The organism is Nonomuraea rubra (assembly GCF_014207985.1).
Taxonomy (GTDB): Bacteria; Actinomycetota; Actinomycetes; order Streptosporangiales; family Streptosporangiaceae; genus Nonomuraea; species Nonomuraea rubra.
The window spans coordinates 11,475,855-11,501,246 of record NZ_JACHMI010000001.1 but is presented as its reverse complement, the minus strand read 5'-3'; the positions used below and the strand labels follow the sequence as shown (position 1 = coordinate 11,501,246).

Annotated in this window: 26 protein-coding genes and 1 tRNA gene; 23 read left to right on the top strand and 4 right to left on the bottom strand. The window is 68.6% G+C overall.

From position 1 onward, the window contains the following. Nucleotides 1-32 precede the first annotated feature (32 nt). Complete coding sequence (locus tag HD593_RS52515; RefSeq protein ID WP_185110332.1) at nucleotides 33-773, bottom strand: class I SAM-dependent methyltransferase; 741 nt, start codon at nucleotides 771-773, stop codon at nucleotides 33-35. 124 nt (nucleotides 774-897) lie between these two features. Here HD593_RS52515 and HD593_RS52510 point away from each other — a divergent pair, with 124 nt between their 5' ends. Together HD593_RS52510 and HD593_RS52505 are read left to right on the top strand one after the other, a co-directional pair. Further along, nucleotides 898-1,437, top strand: a complete 540-nt coding sequence (locus tag HD593_RS52510; protein WP_185110331.1) for an RNA polymerase sigma factor — start codon at nucleotides 898-900, stop codon at nucleotides 1,435-1,437. After that, nucleotides 1,424-2,323 carry a hypothetical protein gene (locus HD593_RS52505; protein WP_185110330.1) on the top strand — a complete coding sequence of 300 codons (900 nt, stop codon included), beginning with the start codon at nucleotides 1,424-1,426 and terminating at the stop codon, nucleotides 2,321-2,323. The genes HD593_RS52510 and HD593_RS52505 overlap by 14 nt, the downstream gene beginning before the upstream one ends. Here the strand turns inward: HD593_RS52505 and HD593_RS52500 are convergent. After that, nucleotides 2,312-3,334 carry an adenosine deaminase gene (locus HD593_RS52500; protein ID WP_185110329.1) on the bottom strand — a complete coding sequence of 341 codons (1,023 nt, stop codon included), beginning with the start codon at nucleotides 3,332-3,334 and terminating at the stop codon, nucleotides 2,312-2,314. The two genes, HD593_RS52505 and HD593_RS52500, sit on opposite strands and share 12 nt — an antisense overlap. Before the next feature lie 69 nt (nucleotides 3,335-3,403). On the opposite strand from HD593_RS52500, the gene HD593_RS52495 reads away from it, so the two are divergent. The 4 genes from HD593_RS52495 to HD593_RS52480 are packed head-to-tail and all read left to right on the top strand — an operon-like array spanning nucleotide 3,404 to nucleotide 5,803. Further along, the gene (locus HD593_RS52495; protein ID WP_185110328.1) at nucleotides 3,404-3,904 is read left to right on the top strand and encodes a SigE family RNA polymerase sigma factor; all 501 of its coding nucleotides are present in this window, start codon (nucleotides 3,404-3,406) and stop codon (nucleotides 3,902-3,904) included. Further along, nucleotides 3,901-4,578: a hypothetical protein gene (locus tag HD593_RS52490; protein ID WP_185110327.1), complete on the top strand. Its 678-nt coding sequence runs from the start codon at nucleotides 3,901-3,903 to the stop codon at nucleotides 4,576-4,578. The genes HD593_RS52495 and HD593_RS52490 overlap by 4 nt, the downstream gene beginning before the upstream one ends. A 42-nt stretch (nucleotides 4,579-4,620) precedes the next feature. Then, nucleotides 4,621-5,238 carry a hypothetical protein gene (locus tag HD593_RS52485; protein ID WP_185110326.1) on the top strand — a complete coding sequence of 206 codons (618 nt, stop codon included), beginning with the start codon at nucleotides 4,621-4,623 and terminating at the stop codon, nucleotides 5,236-5,238. Between the two features lie 40 nt (nucleotides 5,239-5,278). Further along, complete coding sequence (locus HD593_RS52480) at nucleotides 5,279-5,803, top strand: hypothetical protein (RefSeq protein ID WP_185110325.1); 525 nt, start codon at nucleotides 5,279-5,281, stop codon at nucleotides 5,801-5,803. Nucleotides 5,804-5,806: 3 nt separating this feature from the next. Here HD593_RS52480 and HD593_RS52475 read toward each other — a convergent pair whose 3' ends face one another. Further along, entirely contained in the window at nucleotides 5,807-7,015 is a 1,209-nt protein-coding gene (locus tag HD593_RS52475; protein WP_185110324.1) for a pyridoxal phosphate-dependent aminotransferase, read from the bottom strand. Between the two features lie 157 nt (nucleotides 7,016-7,172). Here HD593_RS52475 and HD593_RS52470 point away from each other — a divergent pair. The 11 genes from HD593_RS52470 (at nucleotide 7,173) to HD593_RS52420 (ending at nucleotide 13,647) form a co-directional block, all read left to right on the top strand. Continuing rightward, nucleotides 7,173-7,245, top strand: a tRNA-Trp gene (locus tag HD593_RS52470). A gap of 77 nt (nucleotides 7,246-7,322) precedes the next feature. Next, entirely contained in the window at nucleotides 7,323-7,568 is a 246-nt protein-coding gene (gene secE, locus HD593_RS52465) for a preprotein translocase subunit SecE (protein ID WP_185110323.1), read from the top strand. Nucleotides 7,569-7,636: 68 nt separating this feature from the next. Continuing rightward, complete coding sequence (gene nusG / locus HD593_RS52460; protein ID WP_185110322.1) at nucleotides 7,637-8,404, top strand: transcription termination/antitermination protein NusG; 768 nt, start codon at nucleotides 7,637-7,639, stop codon at nucleotides 8,402-8,404. A gap of 120 nt (nucleotides 8,405-8,524) precedes the next feature. Continuing rightward, nucleotides 8,525-8,956, top strand: a complete 432-nt coding sequence (gene rplK, locus HD593_RS52455) for a 50S ribosomal protein L11 (RefSeq protein WP_148442008.1) — start codon at nucleotides 8,525-8,527, stop codon at nucleotides 8,954-8,956. Nucleotides 8,957-9,023: 67 nt separating this feature from the next. After that, nucleotides 9,024-9,743 carry a 50S ribosomal protein L1 gene (gene rplA / locus HD593_RS52450; RefSeq protein ID WP_185110321.1) on the top strand — a complete coding sequence of 240 codons (720 nt, stop codon included), beginning with the start codon at nucleotides 9,024-9,026 and terminating at the stop codon, nucleotides 9,741-9,743. 496 nt (nucleotides 9,744-10,239) lie between these two features. Then, nucleotides 10,240-11,040, top strand: coding sequence for an SCO4651 family lipoprotein (locus HD593_RS52445; RefSeq protein ID WP_246547208.1), 801 nt, complete (start codon nucleotides 10,240-10,242; stop codon nucleotides 11,038-11,040). A gap of 237 nt (nucleotides 11,041-11,277) precedes the next feature. Next, on the top strand, nucleotides 11,278-11,802 hold the full coding sequence (gene rplJ, locus HD593_RS52440) for a 50S ribosomal protein L10 (RefSeq protein WP_185110320.1): 525 nt from the start codon (nucleotides 11,278-11,280) through the stop codon (nucleotides 11,800-11,802). A gap of 72 nt (nucleotides 11,803-11,874) precedes the next feature. After that, on the top strand, nucleotides 11,875-12,267 hold the full coding sequence (gene rplL, locus HD593_RS52435) for a 50S ribosomal protein L7/L12 (RefSeq protein WP_185110319.1): 393 nt from the start codon (nucleotides 11,875-11,877) through the stop codon (nucleotides 12,265-12,267). Nucleotides 12,268-12,426: 159 nt separating this feature from the next. Continuing rightward, nucleotides 12,427-12,837 carry a hypothetical protein gene (locus HD593_RS52430; RefSeq protein ID WP_185110318.1) on the top strand — a complete coding sequence of 137 codons (411 nt, stop codon included), beginning with the start codon at nucleotides 12,427-12,429 and terminating at the stop codon, nucleotides 12,835-12,837. Beyond that, on the top strand, nucleotides 12,822-13,193 hold the full coding sequence (locus HD593_RS52425) for a mannosyltransferase YkcB-related protein (protein WP_185110317.1): 372 nt from the start codon (nucleotides 12,822-12,824) through the stop codon (nucleotides 13,191-13,193). The genes HD593_RS52430 and HD593_RS52425 overlap by 16 nt, the downstream gene beginning before the upstream one ends. Before the next feature lie 19 nt (nucleotides 13,194-13,212). Continuing rightward, nucleotides 13,213-13,647, top strand: a complete 435-nt coding sequence (locus HD593_RS52420; RefSeq protein ID WP_185110316.1) for an RDD family protein — start codon at nucleotides 13,213-13,215, stop codon at nucleotides 13,645-13,647. On the opposite strand, the gene HD593_RS52415 is transcribed toward HD593_RS52420, so the two are convergent. Further along, a complete protein-coding gene (locus tag HD593_RS52415; protein WP_221525390.1) occupies nucleotides 13,648-14,037 on the bottom strand; it encodes a nuclear transport factor 2 family protein in 390 nt (129 codons plus the stop codon). It lies immediately after the preceding gene. An 86-nt stretch (nucleotides 14,038-14,123) separates the two neighbouring features. Here HD593_RS52415 and HD593_RS52410 point away from each other — a divergent pair, with 86 nt between their 5' ends. From HD593_RS52410 to HD593_RS52385, 6 genes are all read left to right on the top strand, one after another. Next, nucleotides 14,124-14,681, top strand: a complete 558-nt coding sequence (locus HD593_RS52410; protein WP_185110314.1) for a TetR/AcrR family transcriptional regulator — start codon at nucleotides 14,124-14,126, stop codon at nucleotides 14,679-14,681. 100 nt (nucleotides 14,682-14,781) lie between these two features. Further along, nucleotides 14,782-15,783 carry an ABC transporter ATP-binding protein gene (locus HD593_RS52405; RefSeq protein ID WP_185110313.1) on the top strand — a complete coding sequence of 334 codons (1,002 nt, stop codon included), beginning with the start codon at nucleotides 14,782-14,784 and terminating at the stop codon, nucleotides 15,781-15,783. A gap of 359 nt (nucleotides 15,784-16,142) precedes the next feature. Then, the gene (locus tag HD593_RS52400) at nucleotides 16,143-16,643 is read left to right on the top strand and encodes a hypothetical protein (protein ID WP_185110312.1); all 501 of its coding nucleotides are present in this window, start codon (nucleotides 16,143-16,145) and stop codon (nucleotides 16,641-16,643) included. Then, complete coding sequence (locus tag HD593_RS52395) at nucleotides 16,640-17,137, top strand: hypothetical protein (protein WP_312904358.1); 498 nt, start codon at nucleotides 16,640-16,642, stop codon at nucleotides 17,135-17,137. The genes HD593_RS52400 and HD593_RS52395 overlap by 4 nt, the downstream gene beginning before the upstream one ends. A gap of 446 nt (nucleotides 17,138-17,583) precedes the next feature. Beyond that, nucleotides 17,584-21,054, top strand: a complete 3,471-nt coding sequence (gene rpoB, locus HD593_RS52390) for a DNA-directed RNA polymerase subunit beta (protein WP_185110311.1) — start codon at nucleotides 17,584-17,586, stop codon at nucleotides 21,052-21,054. A 17-nt stretch (nucleotides 21,055-21,071) separates the two neighbouring features. Beyond that, nucleotides 21,072-24,947, top strand: a complete 3,876-nt coding sequence (locus tag HD593_RS52385; protein ID WP_185110310.1) for a DNA-directed RNA polymerase subunit beta' — start codon at nucleotides 21,072-21,074, stop codon at nucleotides 24,945-24,947. The last annotated feature ends 445 nt before the right edge of the window (nucleotides 24,948-25,392 follow it).

Below are 25,392 nucleotides of genomic sequence, written 5' to 3'. Positions count from 1 at the left end.
CCTCGCCATCCTCTGGGGCGGCCCCGGCGTGGTCACCGCTTCTGCGGAACGCGCGCCACGCAGAACACCGTCTGGCCGAACGGCGGCGTGACGAACCGCTCGATGAGCCTGGTCAGCGGCACCACCGTACGGTCGTAGATCTTGACCAGCCGCGGGTCCGGGTAGCCCACGCCACCCCGGCGCACGGCCGCCCACCAGGCGATGCCGCCCAGGAAGTTGATCGGCTTGAGCACCTCGACGTCGAGCCCCGCCTTGGCGACCGTGGTGCCCAGCGTCTTAGGCGTGTACCGCTGGACGTGGCCCACCTTGCGGTCGAAGTCCCCGTAGAGCTGCATGTAACCGGGCACCCAGATGATGATCCGCCCGCCCGGCAGCGTCACCCGCGCCAGCGAGCGCAGCGCCTCCGCGTCGTCCTCGATGTGCTCCAGCACGTTCATCATGACGACGGTGTCGACCTTGTCCTCCAGCGGGATGTCGGTCGGCAGCCCGAACTGCAGGACGCTGATGTCGTCGCGGTCCACGAAGCGCTTCTCCAGCTGCTCGACGCAGTAGGGGTCGAAGTCGCTCACCACGAGCCGGTCGAGCCGCGGCAGGAACTGCTCCGCGAAGTGGCCCAGCCCCGAGCCGATCTCCAGCATCGACCGGCCGACATGCGGGGCGACCATGTCGAACTCGTACTGCCGATAGTTCTTGGCCTCGTCCCCACCCAGGTGGTTCTCCAGGGCCTCGTCACCGGCCGCCGGTTGCACTACACGGTCATACCCAGAAGACATAATCCCGTTCCTTCGAGGGGCTCATGGATTGCCCGAGTCTAATGCCCTGAACAGTCACCAGGATGACACGATCCGCCGATCGCTCTTCCGCACGTGACCTGTTTGCGGTGGAATCTGACTCGCCATGGACGATGACGAGGCGATCGCCCGCTCGCTCGAAGGTGACCTGGCGGCCTACGAGGTGCTGGTCGCCCGCTACAGCGCGCTCGCCCATCGCACCGCCTACCTGCTCGGCGCCGGTGACGAGGCGGAGGACGTGGTGCAGGAGGCTCTCGTCAAGGCGTTCCGGCACCTGTCCGGCTTCCGCAAGGACGCGCCCTTCCGGCCGTGGCTGCTGCGGATCGTCGCCAACGAGACCCACAACCTGACCCGGGCGCGCGGGCGGCGCTCCTCGCTAGAACTGCGGCTCGTGGGCACCGCCGACACGCGGGTGCCCGACGACCCGGAGGGCGCCGCCGTCGCCACCGACCGCCGCTCCCGCCTGCTGGCCGCCGTACGGGGGCTGCCGGAGCGGGAACGTCAGGCCGTCGTGTGCCGGTACTTCTTACAACTGAGCGAGGCGGAGACCGCTCAGGTGCTCGACTGGCCCGTCGGCACCGTCAAGTCCAGCACTCATCGGGGGCTGGCCCGGCTGAGGGAGGAGGTGGGGGATGAACTCGCATGAGCCCTTCGACGAGCCCTCGAACGAGCCCTTCGACGAGCCCTCGAACGAGCCCTTCGACGAGTCTTCGGGTGAGCCCTTCGGCGAGCTCGAAGCCGAGCTGACGGCTCTCGGCGGCCTCCTCGACGTCCCCGGCCCGCCGCCCCCGGCCGACCTGGCCGCCGCCGTCCGAGCCCGCCTCGGACAACCCGCTCAGGCCCCTGACGAGCCGTACGGCACCTCCGGGCCGGATCCGGCGCACGGGCCGGTCACCGCTCCCGTGCGGCCGCCCGCCCGCAGGGACTCCCGGGCGCCGTCGCGGCATCGCAGGCGGACGAGGTGGGCGATCGTGGCGGCCGTGGTCGTCGCCGTGGTCACCGTCACGGCCGCCACCCCGCAGGGCCGCGCCGCCGTGACGCAGATCCTGCGCTTCGCCGGCATCGAGATCGAGCTCGGCGGGACGACACCCCCACCCGTCACCACCACGGCCACACCCCCGGGCGAACACGAGGTCCCCCTGCCGGACGTCCCCGCACAGGCCAGGTTCCAGGTGCGGACCCCGGCGGCACTCGGCCCCCCTGACCGCGTCACGGTGGCCGACGGCGGCAGGCTGGTGTCGATGTTCTGGCCGGGCGGCATCAGGCTCGACCAGTTCGACGGCACCGTGTCCCCGTTCTTCTTCAAGAAGCTGGGCCCGCCCACCCCCGAGTACACCCGGGTGAACGGCCGCGAAGCCTGGTGGATCCCCGGCGAGCACCCCCTCGGCTACATCCCCCGCCAGGACGGCCCGCCGGTCCCGCTCCGCCAGGCCGCCGCCACGCTCATCTGGCAGCAGGACGCGCTCAACTTCCGCCTGGAGGGAGCGAAGAGCATGGCGGAGGCCGTCCGCGTGGCGTCGTCAATCAAGTGAGCGCGTGAGCCAGTCGTCCACGCCCTTAAGCAGCTCCTTGCGCACCGACTCGGGCGCGGTGGACGACCGTACGGACTGCCGCGCCAGCTCCGCCACCTCCGCGTCGCTGAACCCGTACACGTCCCTGGCCAGCTCGTACTGCCGCAACAGCCGCGTACCGAACAGCAGCGGATCGTCGGACCCGAGCGCGATCGGCACCCCCGCGTCGAACAGCCGCCGCACGGGCACGTCCGCGGCCGACTCGGCCACCCCCAGGCCCACGTTCGAGGTGGGGCAGACCTCGCAGCAGATCTGCCGGTCGGCCAGCCGCTGCATCAGCCAGTCGTCCTCGGCCGCCCGCACCCCGTGCCCGACCCGGTCGGCGCCCAGGTCGTCCACGCACTGCGCCACGCTGCGCGGCCCCAGCAGCTCGCCCCCGTGCGGCACCGCCAGCAGCCCGCCCCGCTTGGCGATCCTGAACGCCCGCTCGAAGTCCCTGGCCGCGCCGCGCCGCTCGTCGTTGGACAGGCCGAAGCCGACCACTCCCTTGCCGGCGTACTGGGTGGCCAGGCGGGCCAGGGTGTTCGCGTCGAGGGGGTGGCGGGTGCGGTTGGCCGCGACGATCACCGCGATCCCGACGCCCGCGTGCCGCGCGGCCTGCTCCACCGCGTCCAGCATCAGCTCCAGCGTGGCCGTCAGGCCGCCGAAGCGCTGCGCGTAGCCCGAGGGGTCCACCTGGATCTCCAGCCACCGGGATCCGGCCGCCACCTCGTCCTCGGCGGTCTCCCGCATGAGCCGGTAGACGTGGTCCGGACGGGTCAGCACGGACCTGGCGATGTCGTACAGCCGCTGGAACCTGAACCAGCCCCGCTCGTCCGTCGCCCGCAGCTTGGGCGGCCAGTCCTGCTCCAGCGCGTCCGGAAGGGTGAGCCCCTGCTCCCTGGCCAGCTCGATCAGCGTCGAGTGCCGCATCGAGCCGGTGAAGTGCAGGTGAAGATGGGCCTTGGGAAGCGCGTGCAGGGGCCGGAGCATCTGCATATCTTGCCACTCAACCTCTGGGCGGGTTCGCGCGTTGGGGAGGGCGAAGGGGGACCCTCGCTGATGACAGACGACGACGAAGCGGCCTTCGACGAGTTCCTCGCCGCGCGCAGCACCTCGCTCCTGCGTACCGCGATGCTGGTCTGCGGGGCGACCAGGCACGACGCCGAGGACCTGGTCCAGCACGCGCTGGAGAAGGTCTACCGGAACTGGCCCCGCATCAGGCGCGACAACCCCGAGGCGTACGCGCGCAAGGTCATCGTGAACGCGGCCATCAGCAGGTCGCGGCGGCGCGGGGTGATCAGGGAGATCACATTCGCCAGGCTGCCGGAGACCGCCGCGGACAGCCCGGACCTGGACCTGCGCGACACGCTCATCGCCGAGCTGCGCAGGCTGCCGCCCAGGATGAGGGCCGTGCTCGTGCTGCGCTACTGGGAGGACCAGTCGGAGCAGGCCACGGCGGCCCTGCTCGGCTGCTCGGTCGGCAGCGTCAAGAGCCAGGCGGCGCGAGGGCTGGCCAGGATCCGCGAAAACCTGGATGTCTCAGAGGAAGTGACGAGATGACGATCGAGGACGACCTCGCCGCCGCCATGGCGGCGCACGTCTCCGATGTGCGGGCCGCACCCGGCCTGGGCCGCGCCGTACGCCGCCGGCACCACGCCCGCGTGATCCGCTTCCGTACGGCGGGCGCGGCGCTTCTCACGGCGGCGGTCGCGGCGGCCGTACCGGTGGCGATGAACCTCGCCGGCACCGCCGGCGCGGGCGAGGCCGCCAATCGAGCCGTCATGACCGAACCTCCGAGCGGTGCCCGCGAGTACGCCGGCCTCCGCCTGGAGTACCTGCCCGAGGGTCTCGCCTGGATCCCCGAGCCCGGCGACGGCCTGGTGGACCCACCGGCGAGCTACATCGCCGGCTTCGACAAGCTCGGCGACACGACCGGCCGCCGCTTCGTGCAACTCGTCGTGGCCCACGGCGAATCCGCCCTGGAACGAATCGGCCCGCCGTCCGGGCCGGGCACCGAGGTCGTGGACGTGAACGGCAGGCAGGCGCGCCTGGCCACGATGTCCCAGAACGGCGAGGTCGTCCCGTACGGCACCGGGGGCGGCACCCCCACGATCGCCTGGGAGCTGCGCCCCGGCCTGGCCGTCGAGCTGTGCGTCAGCCCCGAGTACGCCGAGGAGATCGACGCCGCCGAGGAGCTGAAGAAGATCGCCAGAGGCATCCGCGAGATCGGCTGAAACCCACGGTACGGACGGGGCCCGGCGGGGGATCATGAAAGCATGATCCCCGAGGGGCACGAGATCGGGCAGGGATGGCGTGCGGCCCTCGCGGCGCTGGCGCTCGGAGTGACGGCCCTCGTCATCTACGGCCTGTTCTCCTCCGGATTCGGACGCCTGCCACGCGCCGCCGTACCGACTCCCGAACCGGCGCCCAGCCAGGCCGAGCCCGCGCCTCTCGCGGAACCCGACCGGCCGGCCGCCGCCGGGGCCGGGCAGCCGAGCCCTGTCCGCGCCTCCGGATCGGGCGCGCTCTGGGTGGTCTCCGGCGGGTTCTGGCTCACGTACCTGCCGGACGGGCTCGCGCGCAGCGGCGGCGAGGTCACCGCGTCGGCCGCGCGCGCCAGGTTCGGCTCGGCGAGCAGGTTCGTCGAGGTCCAGGTCGAGCACGGTACGGTAGCCACCGACTGGGGCGCCTACCGCAAGCGGATCACCGTGCTGGACGCCCGCGCGACCACCGTGCGAGGCAGGCCCGCCGTGGCCGGCAGGCACCCCGGCGGCGGGCGGCTGATCGCCTGGCTCGAACGCCCTGGAACGGGCGCGTGGATCCGCGTCAGCGACTCCCTGAGCAGCGAACTCGTCGCTATTGCCGCCTCGGTCAAGGCTCCTGTAGGAGACTAGGAGCCTTTTCCCTGGTTCCACTCACTCTCATGGGGGGTCGATGCGGCGGTTGGCGGCGGTTCTCCTCCTGCTCACGCTCGCGGCGTGCGGGGCGGGCACCGGCGGGGGCGGGGGCGGCGACGAGGTGCGGGAACCCTGGAGCGCCACGCCGCAGCCCAAGCCGGCCATCACCGCCGACGCCGACACGATCGTGCTGTCCTGCGACGACACCGGCGTGCGCGTGCCGGCCTCGCCCGCGGGCCTCACCCCCGCCGGTACGTTCGCCCGCCTCGACTCGCTCACCCGCCCGCACAAGGTCGAGGGCCGCATCTGGAGCGACAACGACGAGCGCATGTACGTCGGCGTGGTGTGCGGGGCGCGGACGGCCGAGCAGTTCGCCACGCTGGTCGCCAGGTCGACGCTGACCGCTTACCAGGGCAAACCCGCGCTGCGCTGGACAACGCGGACGGGCGTGCGCAGCTTCATGTGGCTGGAACGGCCGGGCACCGCCGTCTACATCGGTGCGACGCCCGGCCTCGCCGACGACATCAGGTCGATCGCCGCCGACATCGCCTTCACCGCCTAGCTTCTAGTGTGCTTCGGCGAGCAGCTTGCCCATCCGGCTGACGCCCTCGGCCAGGTCGTCGTCACCCAGCGCGTAGGACAGCCTGAAGTAACCCGGGGTCCCGAAGGCCTCACCCGGCACCACGGCGACCTCGGCCTCCTCCAGGATCAGCTCCGCCAGCTCGCTGGACGTCTGCGGCCGCCTGCCCCGCAGCTCCTTGCCGATCAGCTCCTTGACCGACGGGTACGCGTAGAACGCCCCCTTCGGCTCAGGGCAGAAGACGCCGGGGATGTCGTTGAGCATCCGGACCATCGCCTGCCGGCGCCGGTCGAACGCCGCCCGCATCTCCGCCACCGCCGACAGGTCGCCCGACACCGCGGCCAGCGCCGCCATCTGGGCGACGTTGGAGACGTTGGAGGTGGCGTGCGACTGCAGGTTCGTCGCGGCCTTGACCACGTCGGACGGGCCGATCAGCCAGCCCACGCGCCAGCCCGTCATCGCGTACGTCTTGGCCACGCCGTTGAGGATCACCACCCGGTCGCCCAGCTCGGGGACGGCCGTGGCGATGCTGGTGAACTCGGCGCCGCCGTACACGAGGTGCTCGTAGATCTCGTCGGTGACGACCCACAGGCCGTGCTCGGCCGCCCAGCGGCCGATCGCCACCGTCTCCTCGCGCGAGTAGACGGCGCCCGTCGGGTTGGACGGCGAGACGAACAGCAGCACCTTCGTACGCTCGGTGCGCGCGGCCTCGAGCTGGTCCACGCCGGCGAGGTAGCCGGTGGACTCGTCGGTCACGACGTCCACCTGAACGCCGCCCGCCAGCTTGATCGCCTCGGGGTAGGTCGTCCAGTACGGGGCGACGACCAGCACCTCGTCACCCGGGTCGAGCAGCGTCGCGAACGCCTCGTACACCGCCTGCTTGCCGCCGTTGGTGACCAGCACCTGCGAGGCCTCGACGGCGTAGCCGGAGTCGCGCAGGGTCTTGGCGGCGATGGCCTTCTTCAGCTCGGGCAGGCCGCCGGCGGGGGTGTACTTGTGGAAGCGCGGGTCGCGGGCCGCCTCGATCGCCGCCTCGACGATGTACCCGGGTGTCGGGAAGTCTGGCTCGCCCGCGCCGAAGCCGATGACGGGGCGCCCTGCCGCCTTCATCGCCTTGGCCTTGGCGTCCACGGCGAGGGTGGCGGACTCGGAAATCGCGGAAATTCTCGCGGAGATGCGGGATCGGGTGGACATGCCTCCATGCTCCCATGGGCTCGTGACCTGGGCGATCAGGTTTTGGTTCGACGTGGCGGGCAATCACCCGTATGCTTTCGCCTGGTCCTTCCGCCGCATGTCGGCGAGCGGTTCGGTCCAGGCAGTGAGTCGATCAGGGTAGTCTGGTCAACGACATAGGGCACTGGCGCAATTGGTAGCGCACCGGTCTCCAAAACCGGCGGTTGGGGGTTCGAGTCCCTCGTGCCCTGCGAGTGCGGTCCGCGCAACAATAGGCGTGTAAGCGCGCCGCAAGACTGCGTTGGATACGACGGATCAGGTGAGGACTGTGGCGATCGACACGCGCGGCGAGACCGCAGACAAGCCTAGTGGCGAGAAGAAGACACGCACTTCTCCTGCCCTCTTCTACCGGCAGGTCGTCAACGAGCTGCGTAAGGTCATCTGGCCGACACGCAAGGATCTCATCACCTACACCACGGTCGTTCTGATATTCGTTCTGATCATGGTTGGGATCGTGTACGGGCTCGACGCTGCCCTCGGGTGGGCGGTCCTCCGCGTCTTCGGCGGATCCTGACCGAGACGCCGCCGGGTGGGTCGCCTGACGGAGTCGCCATTCGAAACCACGAAAGAGGAAGAGTCACCGTGTCCGAGTCTTCATTTCCGGCGGACGAGTCCCGCGACGAGTGGGGCGACGAGCTGGAAGAGGCCACTGAGGAGTCCGCCGAGGCGGCTCTCGAGGAGGCCGCCGAGGTCGAGGAGAGCGACGAGGCCGCCGACGAAGAGGCGGCCGCCGTCGAGGACGAATCGGTGCTTCCTGACGTCGACCCCGTCGAGGAGTTCAAGAGCTCGCTGCGCGGTCTTCCCGGCGAGTGGTACGTGATCCACTCCTACGCCGGTTACGAGAACCGCGTGAAGTCCAACATCGAGAGCCGCAACGTGTCGCTCAACATGGAGGACTACATCTACCAGGTCGAGGTGCCGACGCACACCGTCCAGGAGTTCAAGAGCGGCAAGAAGGTTCCGGTCAAGGAGCGGGTGCTGCCCGGCTACGTGCTGGTGCGCATGGAGCTGACCGACGAGTCCTGGGCCGCCGTGCGCAACACGCCCGGCGTGACCGGCTTCGTGGGCCTGTCCAACAAGCCGAGCCCGCTCAGCCTCGACGAGGTCGCCAAGCTGCTGGCGCCCGAGCCGTCCGAGGAGACCAAGAAGACCACGACGAAGGCCGCCAGCGGCCCCACGGTCGAGTTCGAGATCGGCGAGTCCGTCACGGTCATGGACGGCCCGTTCGCGACGCTGCCCGCCTCGGTGAGCGAGATCAGCCCCGAGTCGCAGAAGCTCAAGGTGCTCGTGTCGATCTTCGGTCGGGAGACCCCGGTGGAGCTCTCGTTCAACCAGGTCTCGAAGATCTAGGACGATCACATACACTTAGACGTTCGGTCGGCCGCCTAATCGCGAGGGCGGCCTCCGACATGTCCGGGCCCGCAATCCTTCGGGCCGGACGCAACGCAATCAGGACCCGGAGAAGGACAAATGCCTCCGAAGAAGAAAATCGCCGCACTCGTCAAGGTGCAGCTCCCGGCCGGCCAGGCCACGCCGGCGCCGCCCGTGGGTACCGCCCTCGGTCCCCACGGCGTCAACATCATGGACTTCGTCAAGCAGTACAACGCTGCGACGGAGGCCCAGCGGGGCAACATCATCCCCGTTGAGATCACCATTTTCGAAGACCGCAGCTTCACCTTCGTCACGAAGACGCCGCCGGCGCCTGAGCTGATCAAGAAGGCCCTGGGTCTCGACAAGGGCAGCGCGGTCCCGCACCGCGACAAGGTGGGCAAGCTCAGCCGCGAGCAGCTGCGCAGCATCGCCGAGACGAAGATGCCCGACCTCAACGCCAACGACATCGAGGCGGCCGAGAAGATCATCGCCGGCACCGCCCGGTCGATGGGCATCACCGTCGCCGAGTAAGACCTTTCCCAGCAGTTCGTGGGAGGGCCGCCGGCAACCGCGGCCCGGACACCACTAGGAGTCAAGAATGCAGCGCAGCAAGGCGCACAAAGACGCGGCCGCCAAGGTCGACCGCGACAAGCTCTACTCGCCCGTAGAGGCCGCGAAGCTGGCCAAGGAGACGTCGACCACCAAGTTCGACGCGACCGTGGAGGTCGCCCTCCGGCTCGGCGTCGACCCTCGCAAGGCCGACCAGATCGTGCGCGGCACGGTCAACCTCCCGCACGGCACCGGCAAGACCGCCCGGGTCCTGGTCTTCGCGACCGGTGACCGTGCCGAGGCGGCCCGCGAGGCGGGCGCCGACATCGTCGGCGCCGACGAGCTGATCGACGAGATCGCCAAGGGCAACCGGCTCAACGAGTTCGACGCCGTCGTGGCCACGCCCGACCTGATGGGCAAGGTCGGCCGCCTGGGCCGCGTGCTCGGTCCGCGCGGTCTCATGCCCAACCCGAAGACCGGCACCGTGACGCCCGACGTCGCCAAGGCCGTGACGGAGATCAAGGGCGGCAAGATCGAGTTCCGTACCGACCGGCAGGCCAACCTGCACTTCATCATCGGCAAGACGTCGTTCGGCGAGCGCCAGCTCATCGAGAACTACGCTGCCGCGCTGGACGAGGTGCTGCGTCTCAAGCCGTCGGCGGCCAAGGGCCGTTACCTGAAGAAGGTCACCTTCTCGACGACGATGGGGCCGGGCGTTCCGGTCGACCCCAACCTCACGCGCGGCCTCACGGCCGAACTGGAGGCCTGAGCCTCCGGCTCAGCGGCTCATTAGCGCCCCTGCCCGATTCGTTCGGGTGGGGGCGTTTTCTTGTTGGTGCGGGTGCGGGTGCGGGTGCGGGTGCATGGCAGAGGCCATGCGGTGACGCAGGTGCGGCGGGAGATGCCAGCCGGGTGGCGCGTGGTTGTGGCAGGGTGAGTGGCGCGCGGCGAGGTGGCGCGCGGCGAGGTGGCGCGAGACGCCGTGACGCGAGAGCGACGCCCCCGCCTTCGCGACCGGCGCCGGGTCGGCGGGGCGTTGTGCGGTGGAGTCCGGCGCAACGTGGTCGGTGCGATGTTGTCGGTGGGGTGGCTGGTCGGGGGTAGGGGTGGGGTCCGTGGGCGGGGCGGCCGCGTACGGTGGATGTGTGGGGGATGTGCAGAGGGGGTGAGGGTTAACCCTGGGTTTTCCCCTAATTGTGCGGGGAAGGCGCCATGACCCATCAACTTAAACGTAGGGTCAAAGCATGCTGAAGCGCACGATAAGTATGACCGCGGCAGGAGCCGCGCTGGTGGTGGCGGCGGTCGCCGGTTGTGGATCGAACGCCCAGCCCATCCAGGTCAACCTGGCAGCCTCCGAGGTGCTCGCGCAGGCCGCGCAGAAGACCGCCGAGGTCACCAGCTACACGGTCGACGCCGTGGTGAATGTCTCGCACCCCCAGGAGGGTGCCGGCAAGGTGCAGGGCCGCATGCTCTACCAGAGCAAGCCGCAGCTCGCCGCCGACCTCACCCTGGACACCGTCGACATGGGGGGCCGCAGCGTTCCCGGCGGGGTGCGGGCGGTGCTCCAGGGCGACACCGTCTACGTGAAGGTCGAGGCGCTCAACGACTTCCTGGGCAACACCAAGCCGTGGATCAAGGTCTCGCTGAGCGAGACGGGTCACGCGGGTGAGGTGAACCAGTACCTCGGCCAGATCCAGCAGTTCGACCTCGCCAACATGACGAAGCTGGTCACGGCGTCGCAGGACGTGAAGTCGGTCGGGACCGAGAGCGTCAACGGCGAGGACGCCACGCACTACAGCGGCACCTTCCCGGTGGACGTGGCCGTGCAGCAGCTGCCCGCCGACAAGCAGGCGCAGGCCCGTGAGGGGCTGGCCGAGCTGAAGGACGTGAAGTTCGACATGTGGGTGGCGGCCGACGGGCTGCCGCGCAAGCTCGCGCTGAACGGTTCCAAGGAGGGCGCCACGCTCGACGCGACCCTGTTCTTCAAGGGTTACAACGAGGCCGTCAACATCCAGACCCCGCCCGCCGACCAGGTCGGCGAGCTGCCCAAGGGCACGACCAACTGAGAACGATTTGGAAACTCGGCGGCCAGCACGTACTCTGGTCGTTGCCGAAGACCGCCGGTCGTCGTCGGGTGCTCTGAGCCTGGCGACCGAAGGATCCACGTCATGTGGGCGACCTGCGCAGGTGTGATGCGAGTTTCCCACATGGTTGATTCCGTGTGCGTGAGCCCCGTGCGCCCCTGCGCCGGGGCTGTTCTCATTTCTGGGCCTTCTCCGGCGGCACATTCTGGAAGGAGGCCCATGGCGAGGGCGGATAAGGCGACAGCGGTTGCCGAGCTCAAGAGTGAGTTCGAAGGCAGCCAGGCCGCCGTTCTGACCGAGTACCGCGGTCTCACCGTCGCGCAGCTCAAGGAGCTGCGCACCTCTCTCGGTGGGAATGCGAAGTTCGCCGTGGCGAAGAACACCCTGACCAAGATCGCGGCCACCGAGGCCGGTCTGACGGGCCTCGACGGCCTGCTCACCGGTCCGACCGCGATCGCCTTCGTCAACGGCGACGTTGTCGAGGCGGCCAAGGGTCTGCGTGACTTCGCCAAGGCCAATCCCCTTCTGGTGATCAAGGGCGGCGTCCTCGACGGCAAGACGCTCGACGCCACCGAGATCACCAAGCTCGCCGACCTCGAGTCCCGCGAGGTTCTCCTCGCGAAGCTTGCCGGTGCCCTCAAGGCCAAGCAGAGCGCCGCGGCCGCGATGTTCGCCGCTCTGCCGACGCAGATGGCTCAGCTTGCTGAGGCCCTGCGTGCCAAGCGCGACGAGGCTGGCGAGTAACACCCGGGGGTTGCCGCACGTACCGCGGTCCCGTTCCAAGTTTTCAGCAAGACCTAACGTAAGGAATCAATCATGGCGAAGCTCAGCACCGACGAGCTGCTCGACGCGTTCAAGGAGATGACCCTCCTCGAGCTGTCCGAGTTCGTGAAGGTCTTCGAGGAGACCTTCGACGTCAAGGCCGCCGCCCCCGTCGCGGTTGCCGCCGCCCCCGCCGCCGCTGGTGGTGGCGAGGCCGCCGCCGTCGAGGAGCAGGACGAGTTCGACGTCATCCTCGAGGCTGCCGGCGACAAGAAGATCCAGGTCATCAAGGAGATCCGCGCCCTGACGTCCCTGGGCCTCAAGGAGGCCAAGGACCTGGTCGACGGCGCTCCGAAGCCGGTCTTCGACGGCAAGGTCAACAAGGAGCAGGCGGAGAAGGCCAAGGCTGCCCTCGAGGGCGCCGGCGCCACCGTCACCGTGAAGTAACTTCCCCTTCGCTTCACGCAAGAGCTCTTCGGAAAGAGGCGGATACACCCTGGTGCCGGGTGTGCCCGCCTCTTTTCGCATGTCCGGGCCCTGAATGGCTCAGCAGATTCTCATGTACGTCTCATCGCCCGGCGAACCGGCCTGCCTAGCGTGCCCGGTGTGGTTACCGAAACGAAGTCTCGCTGGGCACTGGCCGCGCTGCTGGCCGGCACCGGGGTGCTCTACCTCTGGGGTCTGGGGGCCTCGGGGTGGGCTAACTCCTTCTACTCGGCGGCGGTGCAGGCCGGCAGCCAGAGCTGGAAGGCGTTCTTCTTCGGGGCTTCCGACGCCGCCGGCGCGATCACCGTGGACAAGACCCCGGCCTCGCTGTGGCCGATGGTGCTCAGCGTGCGCCTGTTCGGGCTGAGCTCGCGGGCGATCCTCGTGCCGCAGGCGCTGATGGGCGTCGGTTCGGTGGCGAGTTCCAGAGGCCGGCTGGTTCCGCGCGGGGGAGGCCGTCCGGGGGCGTTCAGGGGCGTGGCCGTGGCGGGACGGGACGGATGGGGGGTGGCGGCATGGGCGGGCTGCTGAACGCCGCGGCCCCGAGCGCCGAGCTGACCGCGCTGCTGGAGTCCGGCGCCTCCGGTTACACGTGGGCGGCGGCGACGGTGGGGTCCAACAACGCGGCCGGTTACCAGCTCGCCACGGAGCTGCCGGTGATGGCGGTGGGCGGGTTCAACGGCACGGACCCGGCGCCGACGCTGGAGCGGTTCAAGCAGTACGTCGCCGAGAAGCAGATCCGGTACTTCATCGGCACCGGCATGGGCGGCGCCGGTCGCAGCACGGGTGGCAGCGACGACGCGGCGCGGATCGCGGCCTGGGTGCAGGAGACGTTCACCGCCACCACGGTCGGCGGCACGACGGTGTTAGATCTCACTTCGTCCTGAAATATCGCAGAATGGGGGCGTGACGGCCACTGCCCCCCAGGTGGATTCCCGGATCATCGCGCCGCGGCTCAGCCGGTTCGGCGCCTGGCTCGTCGACATCGTGGTGTGCGCGATCCTCGTGTCCGGCCTCCAGCAGTTGTTCTCCGTCAACTGGGACGAACCCGTCAACCTGCTCCCCGGACTCGCCTACTTCGTGCTGTTCCACACCTGGTCCGGACGGACTCCGGGGAAGTGGCTGCTCGGGATCAAGGTGGTCGCGCGGGGAACGGATCGGCGGCCGTCGTGGTGGGGCTCGGCCCTACGCTCCGTCTGGCTGCTCTTCCCGCTGATCCCGGTGGTCGACTGGGTGATCGGGCTGGCGGCCTGGTTGTGGTCGTTCTACGACCGCGACAAGCGGTGCCTGCACGACGTGCTCGCGGGCACCGTCGTCGTGATCGCCAGCGCCAAGGACTGATCAGCCGGCCGCCCGGATCCGGGCGATGGCGCTGAAGTCCATGTAGTCCCTGGCGTGCACGATGCGGCCGTCCCTGATCCGGAGCACGAGCAGGCCGGGGACGGTCAGCTCCCGGCCGCCGGCCGTGCCGTGCACGGTCTGCTCCACGACCACGACCTCCGGGTCCTCCGTACGGTGCAGCGAGACCCTGCGTACCTCGTCGGCCTCGAACGGCGTGGCGCCCCACATCGCGCGGTAGCTCTCCCGTACCGCCTCCCTGCCCTCCAGTGGGGCCATCTCGCCGAACGGGAACTCGTGCAGCCCGTCCTCGGCGTAGAGGCCGGCCAGCTCGTCGGCCGACTTGTGCCGCATGGCGGCGTGGAAGCCGGTCACGATCTCGTCGATCGACATCGATCTCCTCATTTCGCTCAACGACTGTTGACTCAACGAGCGTAGAGTGAAAGAGGGTGCTCGGTCAACGCATGTAGAGTCAGGGGATGGGCGAGAGGGTGCTTCCGAGGGCCGAGAGGCGGCGCAGGACCGAGGGGAAGATCCTCGACGCGGCCAGGTCGCTCTTCGCCGAGCTCGGCTACGAGCGCACCACGATCAGGGCCGTAGCCAAGGCGGCCGGGGTCGATCCGGCCCTGGTGATGCAGTACTTCGGCAACAAGCAGCGGCTGTTCCAGCAGGCCGTACGGATGACACCGCCCGGCGGCGGCGAGCTGGGCCCGGAAGGGGCGGTCGAGCACGTGCTCGGCGCGCTCACCATGAAGCTGGGCGAGCTGCCGCAGAGCTCGCTGGCCATGATGCGTTCCATGCTCACCCACCCCGAGGCGGCCGCGTCGGCGCGGGAGGCGCTCGGCGAGCAGATCGAACGCCTGGCCGAGGCGTTGCCCGGCGAGGACGCCCGGCTGCGGGCGGCGCTGATGACGCTGGTCATGCTCGGCATCACCGTGGGCCACCAGCTCCTGGAGATCGACGAGCTGCGCGGCGTGCCGCAGGAGGAGCTCGCCCGGCTGCTGCGGCCGAGCCTGCTCGCGCTTACTGGACTCTAAGTCTCATAACTGCCCGGTAACAAGCTGCGGGATCCGGTTCCCGTTTCCCGGAACGCCGTTACCGTGAGGGCATCGTCGGCCTGCACTCGGGAAGGTGACCGTGGGCGTGGAAGTCGTGATCGACGGGTTGACCAAGTCCTTCGGCCGGCAGGTCATCTGGGAGGACGTCTCGCTCACGCTGCCCGCCGGCGAGATCTCGGTGCTGCTCGGGCCCTCGGGCACCGGCAAGTCGGTCTTCCTCAAGACCATGGTCGGCCTGCTGCGGCCCGACACGGGGCACATCTGGATCGACGGGTTCGACCTGGCCAACTGCGCCGAGGCGAAGCTGTACGAGCTGCGCCGCCTGTTCGGCGTGCTGTTCCAGGACGGCGCCCTGTTCGGCTCGCTCAACCTCTACGACAACATCGCCTTCCCGCTGCGCGAGCACACCAAGAAGAGCGAGGCCCAGGTTCGCCAGATCGTGATGGAGAAGGTGGAGCTGGTCGGCCTGCTGGGCGCCGAGACCAAGCTGCCGGGCGAGATCTCCGGCGGCATGCGCAAGCGGGCGGGGCTGGCCAGGGCGCTGGTCCTGGACCCGGAGATCATCCTGTTCGACGAGCCGGACTCGGGGCTCGACCCGGTCCGCACCGCGATACTCAACCAGCTCATCGTGGACATCAACGCCGACATCGAGGCCACGTTCCTGATCGTGACGCACGACATCAACACCGCCCGCACGGTGCCCGACAACATCGGGCTGATGTTCCGCAGGGAGCTGGTGATGTTCGGCTCGCGGGAGATGTTGCTGTCGAGCGACGAGCCGGTGGTGCGGCAGTTCCTGAACGCCAGGAAGCACGGGCCCATCGGCATGTCCGAGGAGAAGGACCTGTCGGAGCTGGAGGCCGAGGCGCAGATGGGGCACGACCCCGGGCCGCTGCCGCCGATCCCGCCGCAGCTCATGCCGTCCGGCAACAAGCTCCGCCGCACGCAGCGGCCTCCCGGCACCTGGCTGGCGGCCAACGGGGTGATCCCGCCGCAGGGGTCGTTCGTGGACGAGCGCGGGCGGAACTGGCTGGAGGAGTATCCACGGCTGGTCAACGCGCACCTGCACGGGATCGCCTGAGCCCGCACCTGCACCCGCCTGAGCCCGCCCGCCTGCATGGGCCTGAGGCCGCCGGCCTGCACGGGCCCGCCTGCCCGCTTCGCCGGAGCGGCCCCTGGGCGCGAGCTGCGCCGCCCGAGCCCCGAGTCTCAGGAGGGCCGTGCCGGGCTCTCAGCGGGCCTCTGAGGGCCATCTGAGGGCATTTGTGGAGATCCTTCGGCTCTGACCGATTCCTTCCGCAAGGGCTCCGTACGGGCTCCGTGAGCACGAGAGGGCGGTGACGCGCCACCCGCCCAACCACCTCCGTCGGTTGACAGGCTTCTGGAGCGGATGTCGCGTTATGATCCGGCAGCGGCCGGCCGGGAAAGGGGTGAGCAGACGTGGCAGGACTTGCCGTTCGCCCCGCTCGCATCCTGATCGCGGCACTCAGCGGGGTGCTGGCGGTGCTCGTCGGCGGCGGCGTGTGGATCGCGGCCCAGGCGCGCGAAGAACAGGGCAGGGCAGGCGACAAGCGCGCCGCGCTCCAGGCCGCGGGGCAGCACGCCAAGAACCTCGTCTCGCTCGACTACAAGAGCGTGGACACCGACATGCGGCGCATCCTCGAATCCTCGACCGGCACCGCCAGGGCGCAGTACGAGGCCGGCTCCGCCAAGCTCAGGTCCACCACGGTCGAGAACAAGGTCGTCCAGCACGGCGTGCTGCGCGCCACCGGCCTGGTCTCGATCACCGCCACCACGGCCAGGGTGCTGGTGGTGGCCGACGTGGAGATCCGCTGGGACGGCTCCGACAGCCCGCCGCAGGAGCGCTTCTACCGCTGGCAGATGGACCTGACCAAGGCCCGCGGGGTCTGGCTGGCCTCGAAGGTGGTGCAGGTCAAGTGAGGATCTTCGTGATCGCGCTGCTCGGCGTCCTCGTGGTCGTGGGCGGGGTGCTGGTGCCGACCATGTGGTTCGACCTGCGCGAGCTGCGCGACAGCGACGCGGCCGGGGCGGAGGCCGTGGTCGCGGCCAGGAAGGTCGCGCCCGATCTGCTCTCGTACGACTACCGGACGGTGGAGGAGGATCTGGCCCGGGCCGGCACGTTCACGACCGGCGAGCTGGCCGGGCACTACAAGGAGCTGGCAAAGTCCCTGGTGCCCAAGGCGAAGGAGGAGAAGATCGTCCAGACCGTGGCCGTGGCGGGCGCCGGGGTGGAGCGGGCGGAGCCCGACCGGGTAGAGGTTCTGCTCTTCGTGAACACTGGTACGGTCAAGGAGATCCCTGGTAAAGAAGGGGTCCAGCAAGAGTTCACCCAGAATCGCGCCAGGTTCGTCATGGTGCGGCAAGACTCTCGCTGGCTGGTGGCGGGCCTGTCCACCCTCCTGGGTACGGCCTGAGGCTCCAGGTGATCGCGGGCGCGTCGCTTCCTTCAATTGTTACCAAAAATCAGGTTTAGCGAAGCCTTTGATAGGGGTACCCCAGTCACTGCAACACCGGTTGTCGGCATGGGTTCGACCCCCGGTGTGACGGAGCGTTAACCGCCCCCGTTCGCGGGTATCGTCTTGGGCCTGGCGGTAGGCGATCAGTCACACAGGGGAGAAAACCCAGCGTCCGGGCCCTGAGTCGGCTAAAAGTCGCGCTCGCGGGCTTGACGTTTCCGCCTGAACGGGCGATGCTGCGACCAACGTGGAGCATGCAGCGAGGGCGAAGTGGACAGGCGTGTGCCGTTCGGCTACACTGCCCCTTTGCGCTGCCCTTTGACGACCCGCGATGCTTGCTCACGTTGCGAGGTTGTCTGGCGTGCGTGTAGTCAGTCCGCCGCGAGCCCTCGGAAGGACATCTGTTGGCAGCCTCGCGCAACGCCTCCGCCGTACCCGCTGGTCCCCGTCGCGTCTCTTTCGCGCGTATCCAGGAGCCTCTCGAAGTTCCTGACCTTCTTGCTCTGCAGACCGAGTCTTTCGACTGGCTGCTCGGAAACGAGAAGTGGAAGGCCCGGGTCGAGGCGGCTCGCCAGGCCGGGCGCAGGGACGTCCCGACCCAGTCGGGCCTCGAAGAGATCTTCGAAGAGATCAGTCCGATCGAGGACTTCTCGGGGACCATGTCCCTGTCGTTCCGCGACCACCGGTTCGAGCCGCCGAAGTACTCCGTAGATGAGTGCAAAGAGAAGGACATGACCTTCTCCGCCCCGATGTTCGTGACGGCGGAGTTCATCAATAACACCACCGGCGAGATCAAGAGCCAGACGGTGTTCATGGGCGACTTCCCGCTCATGACGCCGAAGGGCACCTTCATCATCAACGGCACCGAGCGTGTCGTGGTCTCCCAGCTGGTCCGTTCGCCCGGCGTCTACTTCGAACGCAATGTCGACAAGACGTCCGACAAGGATCTGTACGGCTGCAAGGTCATCCCGTCGAGGGGTGCCTGGCTGGAGTTCGAGATCGACAAGCGCGACAGCGTCGGTGTGCGCATCGACCGCAAGCGCAAGCAGGCCGTCACCGTGCTTCTCAAGGCACTGGGATGGACCAGCGAGCAGATCCTCGAGCGCTTCGGCCAGTACGAGTCGATGCGGGCCACCCTGGAGAAGGACCACACCGCCGGCCAGGATGACGCCCTGCTCGACATCTACCGCAAGCTGCGGCCGGGTGAGCCGCCGACCAAGGAGTCGGCGCAGACCCTGCTGGAGAACCTCTACTTCAACCCCAAGCGGTACGACCTCGCCAAGGTGGGTCGCTACAAGATCAACAAGAAGCTGGGTGTCGACTCGGAGATCACCCAGGGCACCCTCACCGAAGAGGACATCGTCGCCACCATCGAGTACATCGTCCGCCTGCACGCGGGCGAGGAGTCGATGCCGGGCGCCAATGACCGTGAGGTCATCGTCGAGATCGACGACATCGACCACTTCGGCAACCGCCGCCTGCGCAGCGTCGGCGAGCTCATTCAGAACCAGGTCCGCCTGGGTCTGGCCCGCATGGAGCGGGTCGTGCGCGAGCGCATGACCACGCAGGACGTCGAGGCCATCACGCCGCAGACCCTGATCAACATCCGCCCGGTCGTGGCGTCGATCAAGGAGTTCTTCGGCACCTCGCAGCTGTCGCAGTTCATGGACCAGACCAACCCGCTGGCCGGTCTGACGCACAAGCGTCGTCTGTCCGCGCTGGGTCCCGGTGGTCTGTCCCGCGAGCGGGCCGGCTTCGAGGTCCGCGACGTGCACCCGTCCCACTACGGCCGGATGTGCCCGATCGAGACCCCTGAAGGCCCGAACATCGGCCTGATCGGCTCGCTGGCCTCCTACGGCCGGATCAACGCCTTCGGCTTCGTCGAGACGCCGTACCGCAAGGTCGTCGACGGCAAGGTGACCGACCAGATCGACTACCTCACCGCCGACGAGGAAGACCGCTACGTCAAGGCGCAGGCCAACACGACGCTCAACCCTGACGGCTCGTTCGCCGAGGCCCGCGTCCTGGTCCGCACCAAGGGCGGCGAGACCGAGCTCATGCGGGCCGAGGAGGTCGACTACATCGACGTGTCGCCGCGCCAGATGGTGTCGGTCGCCACCGCGATGATCCCCTTCCTCGAGCACGACGACGCCAACCGCGCGCTCATGGGCTCCAACATGCAGAGGCAGTCCGTGCCGCTGCTGAAGAGCGAGGCGCCGCTGGTCGGCACCGGCATGGAGTACCGTGCCGCGACCGACGCCGGCGACGTCATCAGCGCCGAGAAGGCGGGCGTGGTGGAGGAGGTCTCCGCCGACTACGTCACCGTGATGAACGACGACGGCACGCGGACGACGTACCGCGTCGCGAAGTTCAAGCGCTCCAACCAGGGCACCAGCTTCAACCAGAAGCCGATCGTGGCCGAGGGCGACCGGGTGGAGGTCAACCAGGTCATCGCCGACGGTCCCTGCACCGACCAGGGCGAGATGGCGCTGGGCAAGAACCTGCTCGTGGCGTTCATGCCGTGGGAGGGTCACAACTACGAAGACGCGATCATCCTGTCCCAGCGGCTGGTCCAGGACGACGTCCTGTCCTCGATCCACATCGAGGAGCACGAGGTCGACGCCCGTGACACCAAGCTGGGCCCGGAGGAGATCACCCGGGACATCCCGAACGTCTCCGAGGAGGTCCTGGCCGACCTCGACGAGCGCGGCATCATCCGGATCGGCGCCGAGGTCGTGCCCGGCGACATCCTGGTCGGCAAGGTCACCCCGAAGGGTGAGACCGAGCTGACCCCGGAGGAGCGGCTGCTGCGCGCGATCTTCGGCGAGAAGGCCCGCGAGGTCCGCGACACCTCGCTGAAGGTGCCGCACGGCGAGCAGGGCAAGGTCATCGCCGTCCGCGTGTTCAGCCGCGAGGAGGGCGACGAGCTTCCCCCCGGCGTCAACGAGCTGGTCCGCGTCTACGTGGCCCAGAAGCGTAAGATCACCGACGGTGACAAGCTGGCCGGCCGGCACGGCAACAAGGGTGTCATCTCCAAGATCCTGCCGGTCGAGGACATGCCGTTCCTGGAGGACGGCACCCCGGTCGACATCATCCTCAACCCCCTCGGCGTGCCCGGTCGAATGAACGTCGGCCAGGTGCTGGAGACCCACCTGGGGTGGATCGCCGCCCGTGGGTGGGACATCTCGGGCATCCAGGAGGCCTGGGCCGAGCGGCTGCGTGACAAGGGCTTCGAGCAGGTCGCCCCGCGCACCAACATGGCCACCCCGGTCTTCGACGGCGCCCACGAGGAGGAGATCGTCGGCCTGCTCGGCAACACCATCGCCAACCGTGACGGTGACCGGATGGTGCAGCCGACGGGCAAGGCGCAGCTCTTCGACGGCCGTTCCGGCGAGCCGTTCCCGTACCCGATCGCGGTCGGTTACATCTACATCCTCAAGCTGCTGCACCTGGTCGACGACAAGATCCACGCGCGGTCGACCGGTCCGTACTCCATGATCACCCAGCAGCCGCTCGGCGGTAAGGCCCAGTTCGGTGGCCAGCGCTTCGGTGAGATGGAGGTGTGGGCGCTGGAGGCGTACGGTGCCGCGTACGCGCTGCAGGAGCTGCTGACCATCAAGTCCGACGACGTTCTCGGCCGGGTGAAGGTCTACGAGGCCATCGTCAAGGGCGAGAACATTCCCGAGCCGGGCATCCCCGAGTCCTTCAAGGTGCTCATCAAGGAGATGCAGTCGCTGTGCCTCAACGTCGAGGTGCTCTCCAGCGACGGCATGTCCATCGAGATGCGCGACACCGACGAGGACGTCTTCCGCGCCGCGGAGGAGCTCGGTATCGACCTGTCCCGGCGTGAGCCGAGCAGCGTGGAAGAAGTCTGAGGGGGAGATCGCACAAAATGCTAGACGTCAACTTCTTCGACGAGCTCAGGATCGGTCTTGCGACGGCTGACGACATCCGTCAGTGGTCGCACGGCGAGGTCAAGAAGCCCGAGACGATCAACTACCGAACCCTCAAGCCGGAAAAGGACGGGCTCTTCTGCGAGAAGATCTTCGGTCCCACCCGCGACTGGGAGTGCTACTGCGGTAAGTACAAGCGCGTCCGGTTCAAGGGCATCATCTGTGAGCGCTGTGGCGTCGAGGTGACTCGCGCCAAGGTGCGTCGTGAGCGGATGGGCCACATCGAGCTGGCCGCGCCGGTCACGCACATCTGGTACTTCAAGGGCGTTCCCTCGCGCCTCGGCTACCTGCTCGACCTGGCCCCGAAGGACCTGGAGAAGGTCATCTACTTCGCGGCCTACATGATCACGCATGTCGACACCGAGATGCGTGAGCGTGACCTGCCCTCGCTGGAGGCGAAGATCTCCGTCGAGCGGCAGCACGTCGAGCAGCGCCGTGACGCCGACGTCGAGGCCCGGCAGAAGAAGCTCGAGGCCGACCTGGCCGAGCTGGAGGCCGCCGGGGCCAAGGGCGACCAGCGCCGCAAGGTCCGCGAGGGCGCCGAGCGCGAGATGCGTCAGCTGCGCGACCGCGCCCAGCGCGAGCTGGACCGGCTCGACGAGGTCTGGAGCCGCTTCAAGAACCTCAAGGTCCAGGACCTGGAGGGCGACGAGCTGCTCTACCGCGAGATGCGCGACCGCTTCGGCCGCTACTTCAAGGGCGGCATGGGCGCGCAGGCGATCCAGGACCGCCTGATCAGCTTCGACCTCGACGCCGAGGCCGAGAACCTGCGCGAGACCATCCGCAGCGGCAAGGGCCAGAAGAAGGCCCGCGCGCTCAAGCGGCTCAAGGTCGTGTCGGCGTTCCTGAACACGACCAACTCGCCGCGCGGCATGGTGCTCGACTGCATCCCGGTCATCCCGCCGGACCTGCGCCCGATGGTGCAGCTCGACGGTGGCCGGTTCGCCACCTCCGACCTGAACGACCTGTACCGCCGGGTCATCAACCGGAACAACCGCCTCAAGCGTCTGCTCGACCTCGGCGCGCCCGAGATCATCGTGAACAACGAGAAGCGGATGCTGCAGGAGGCCGTGGACGCGCTGTTCGACAACGGCCGTCGCGGTCGCCCGGTCACCGGTCCCGGCAACCGGCCGCTGAAGTCCCTCAGCGACATGCTGAAGGGCAAGCAGGGTCGTTTCCGCCAGAACCTGCTGGGCAAGCGAGTCGACTACTCCGGCCGTTCGGTCATCGTCGTCGGCCCGCAGCTCAAGCTGCACCAGTGCGGTCTGCCCAAGCAGATGGCGCTGGAGCTGTTCAAGCCGTTCGTGATGAAGAGGCTCGTGGACCTCAACCACGCGCAGAACATCAAGTCGGCCAAGCGGATGGTCGAGCGCGCCCGCCCCGTCGTGTGGGACGTGCTCGAAGAGGTCATCACCGAGCACCCGGTGCTGCTCAACCGCGCTCCGACGCTCCACCGCCTGGGCATCCAGGCGTTCGAGCCGCAGCTGGTCGAGGGCAAGGCCATCCAGATCCACCCGCTCGTCTGCACCGCGTTCAACGCGGACTTCGACGGCGACCAGATGGCCGTGCACCTGCCGCTGTCGGCTGAGGCCCAGGCCGAGGCACGCATCCTGATGCTCTCGACCAACAACATCCTCAAGCCGGCCGACGGCAAGCCCGTCACCATGCCCACCCAGGACATGGTCATCGGCCTCTACTGGCTGACCACCCAGAAGGACGGCGCGCTGGGCGAGGGCCGCGTGTTCGGCTCGATCGCCGAGGCGCAGATGGCCTTCGACCGCCGCGAGCTGGAGATCCAGGCGAAGATCCAGATCCGGCTCAAGGACGTCCTGCCGCCGCGCGAGTGGGTGGCCCCCGAGGGCTGGGAGCAGGGCGACGCGATCCGGCTGGAGACCACGTTCGGGCGGTGCCTGTTCAACCAGACGCTGCCGGACAGCTACCCCTTCGTCGACTTCCAGGTCGGCAAGAAGCAGCTGTCCACGATCGTGAACGAGCTGGCGGAGACCTACCCCAAGATCGAGGTCGCCAACTCGCTCGACGCGCTCAAGGACGCCGGCTTCCGCTGGGCGACCCGCTCCGGTGTCACCATCTCGATCGAGGACGTCGTCGCGCCCCCGAACAAGCAGGACATCATGGAGAACTACGAGCGCCGGGCCGACAAGGTTCAGCGCGAGTACGAGCGCGGTCTGATCACCGACGAGGAGCGCCGTCAGGAGCTCATCGAGATCTGGACGCACGCGACGGCCGACGTCGAGACCGACATGGTCAACGCCTTCCCGGCGACCAACCCGGTCTGGATGATGGTCAACTCCGGTGCCCGTGGTAACAAGATGCAGGTCCGGCAGATCGCCGGTATCCGCGGCCTGGTGTCCAACACCAAGGGTGAGACGATCCCGCGGCCGATCAAGGCCTCGTTCCGCGAGGGCCTGTCGGTGCTGGAGTACTTCATCTCCACCCACGGCCAGCGGAAGGGTCTGGCCGACACCGCTCTGCGTACCGCCGACTCGGGTTACCTGACCCGTCGTCTGGTGGACGTGGCGCAGGACGTCATCGTCCGCGAGATCGACTGCGGCACCGACCGCGCGGTCCCGCTGCACGTGGCCGACCGCGACGCGTCGGGCAACCTGGTCAAGGCGGAGAACGCCGAGTCCAACGTGCACGGCCGCATCCTGGCCGAGGACGTCGAGGTCGACGGCAAGATCATCGCCCCGGCGGGTGTCGACATCAACGACATCCACGTGACGAAGCTGGTCGAGGCCGGCGTCGAGACCGTCCGCACCCGTAGCGCGCTCGTCTGCGAGGCCAAGATCGGTGTCTGCGCGACCTGCTACGGCCGCTCGCTGGCCACCGGCAAGCTCGTGGACGTCGGCGAGGCGGTCGGCATCATCGCCGCCCAGTCGATCGGTGAGCCCGGCACGCAGCTGACGATGCGTACCTTCCACACCGGTGGTGTGGCCGGTGCCGACATCACCCACGGTCTGCCCCGTGTCACGGAGCTGTTCGAGGCGCGCATCCCCAAGGGTGTCGCCCCGATCTCCGAGGCCGAGGGCCGCGTCCGGATCGACGAGACGGACAAGACCAGGAAGGTCGTCATCACCCCGGACGACGGCTCGGAGGAGATCGCCTACCCGGTCTCGATGCGCTCCCGACTGCTCGTGCAGGAGGGGCAGCGCGTCACGGTCGGGCAGCAGCTCGTCGCCGGTGCCGTCAACCCGAACGAGGTGCTGCGCATCCTCGGCCCGCGGGCCGTGCAGCTGCACCTGGTGGCGGAGGTCCAGCAGGTCTACCGCTCGCAGGGTGTGTCGATCCACGACAAGCACATCGAGATCATCGTGCGGCAGATGCTCAAGCGCGTGAACGTGCTGGAGTCCGGTGACACCGACCTGCTGCCCGGCGAGCTCGTCGAGCGTCCGCGCTTCGAGCAGATGAACCGCGAGACCGTGGCGGAGGGCGGCTCGCCCGCCGCCGGCCGTCCGGTGCTCATGGGCATCACGAAGGCGTCGCTGGCCACCGAGTCGTGGCTGTCGGCGGCCTCCTTCCAGGAGACGACCAGGGTGCTGACGGACGCGGCGATCCACGCCAAGTCCGACTCGCTGCTGGGCCTGAAGGAGAACGTCATCATCGGTAAGCTCATCCCGGCCGGTACCGGCATGCCGCAGTACCGCAACATCCGGGTCGAGCCGACCGAGGAGGCCAAGGCCGCCATGTACACCGTGGGTGGATACGACGGCTCCGCCGCCGACTACACCTTCGGCACCGGCAGCGGCGAGGCGGTTCCCCTGGAGGAATACGACTTCGGCCAGTACAACAGGTGATTTCTTCCTGATCGCTGAGTGATGCGCCCGGGTCTCTCGACAGAGAGACCCGGGCGCGTCGCGTTCCGGCCCTTCTCCGGTTACGGCGGTGCGGTGGCCCCCCAGACGCCGTACGGGGCTGAGGGCCTTCCAGGGAGACGCCTGCTGAGCCCTTCAGCGGCCGGCCGCCGCTACGGCGCTCTGTGGGCCGTGTTCCGTGGTGAGCGCCCACCAGCGACGCGGGCAATGCGAAGTAACAGGTGGGTGGCTGTTTGGGGAGTTGGGGGCGGAACACCCCCGGGCCCTATATCATGGGCTCCGGAGCTGTAGATGGGCTGGATGAGAAGGCCCCGGCGACCCGGAGTGGCAAGGCTAGCCGCCTTGTCGCGCCGTTTTGACGTGTCGCCAGGGCCTGGGTAGTCTTGAGCATCGTGCCCGTCTTCTAGCGGGCTTTCGACCGTGCGCT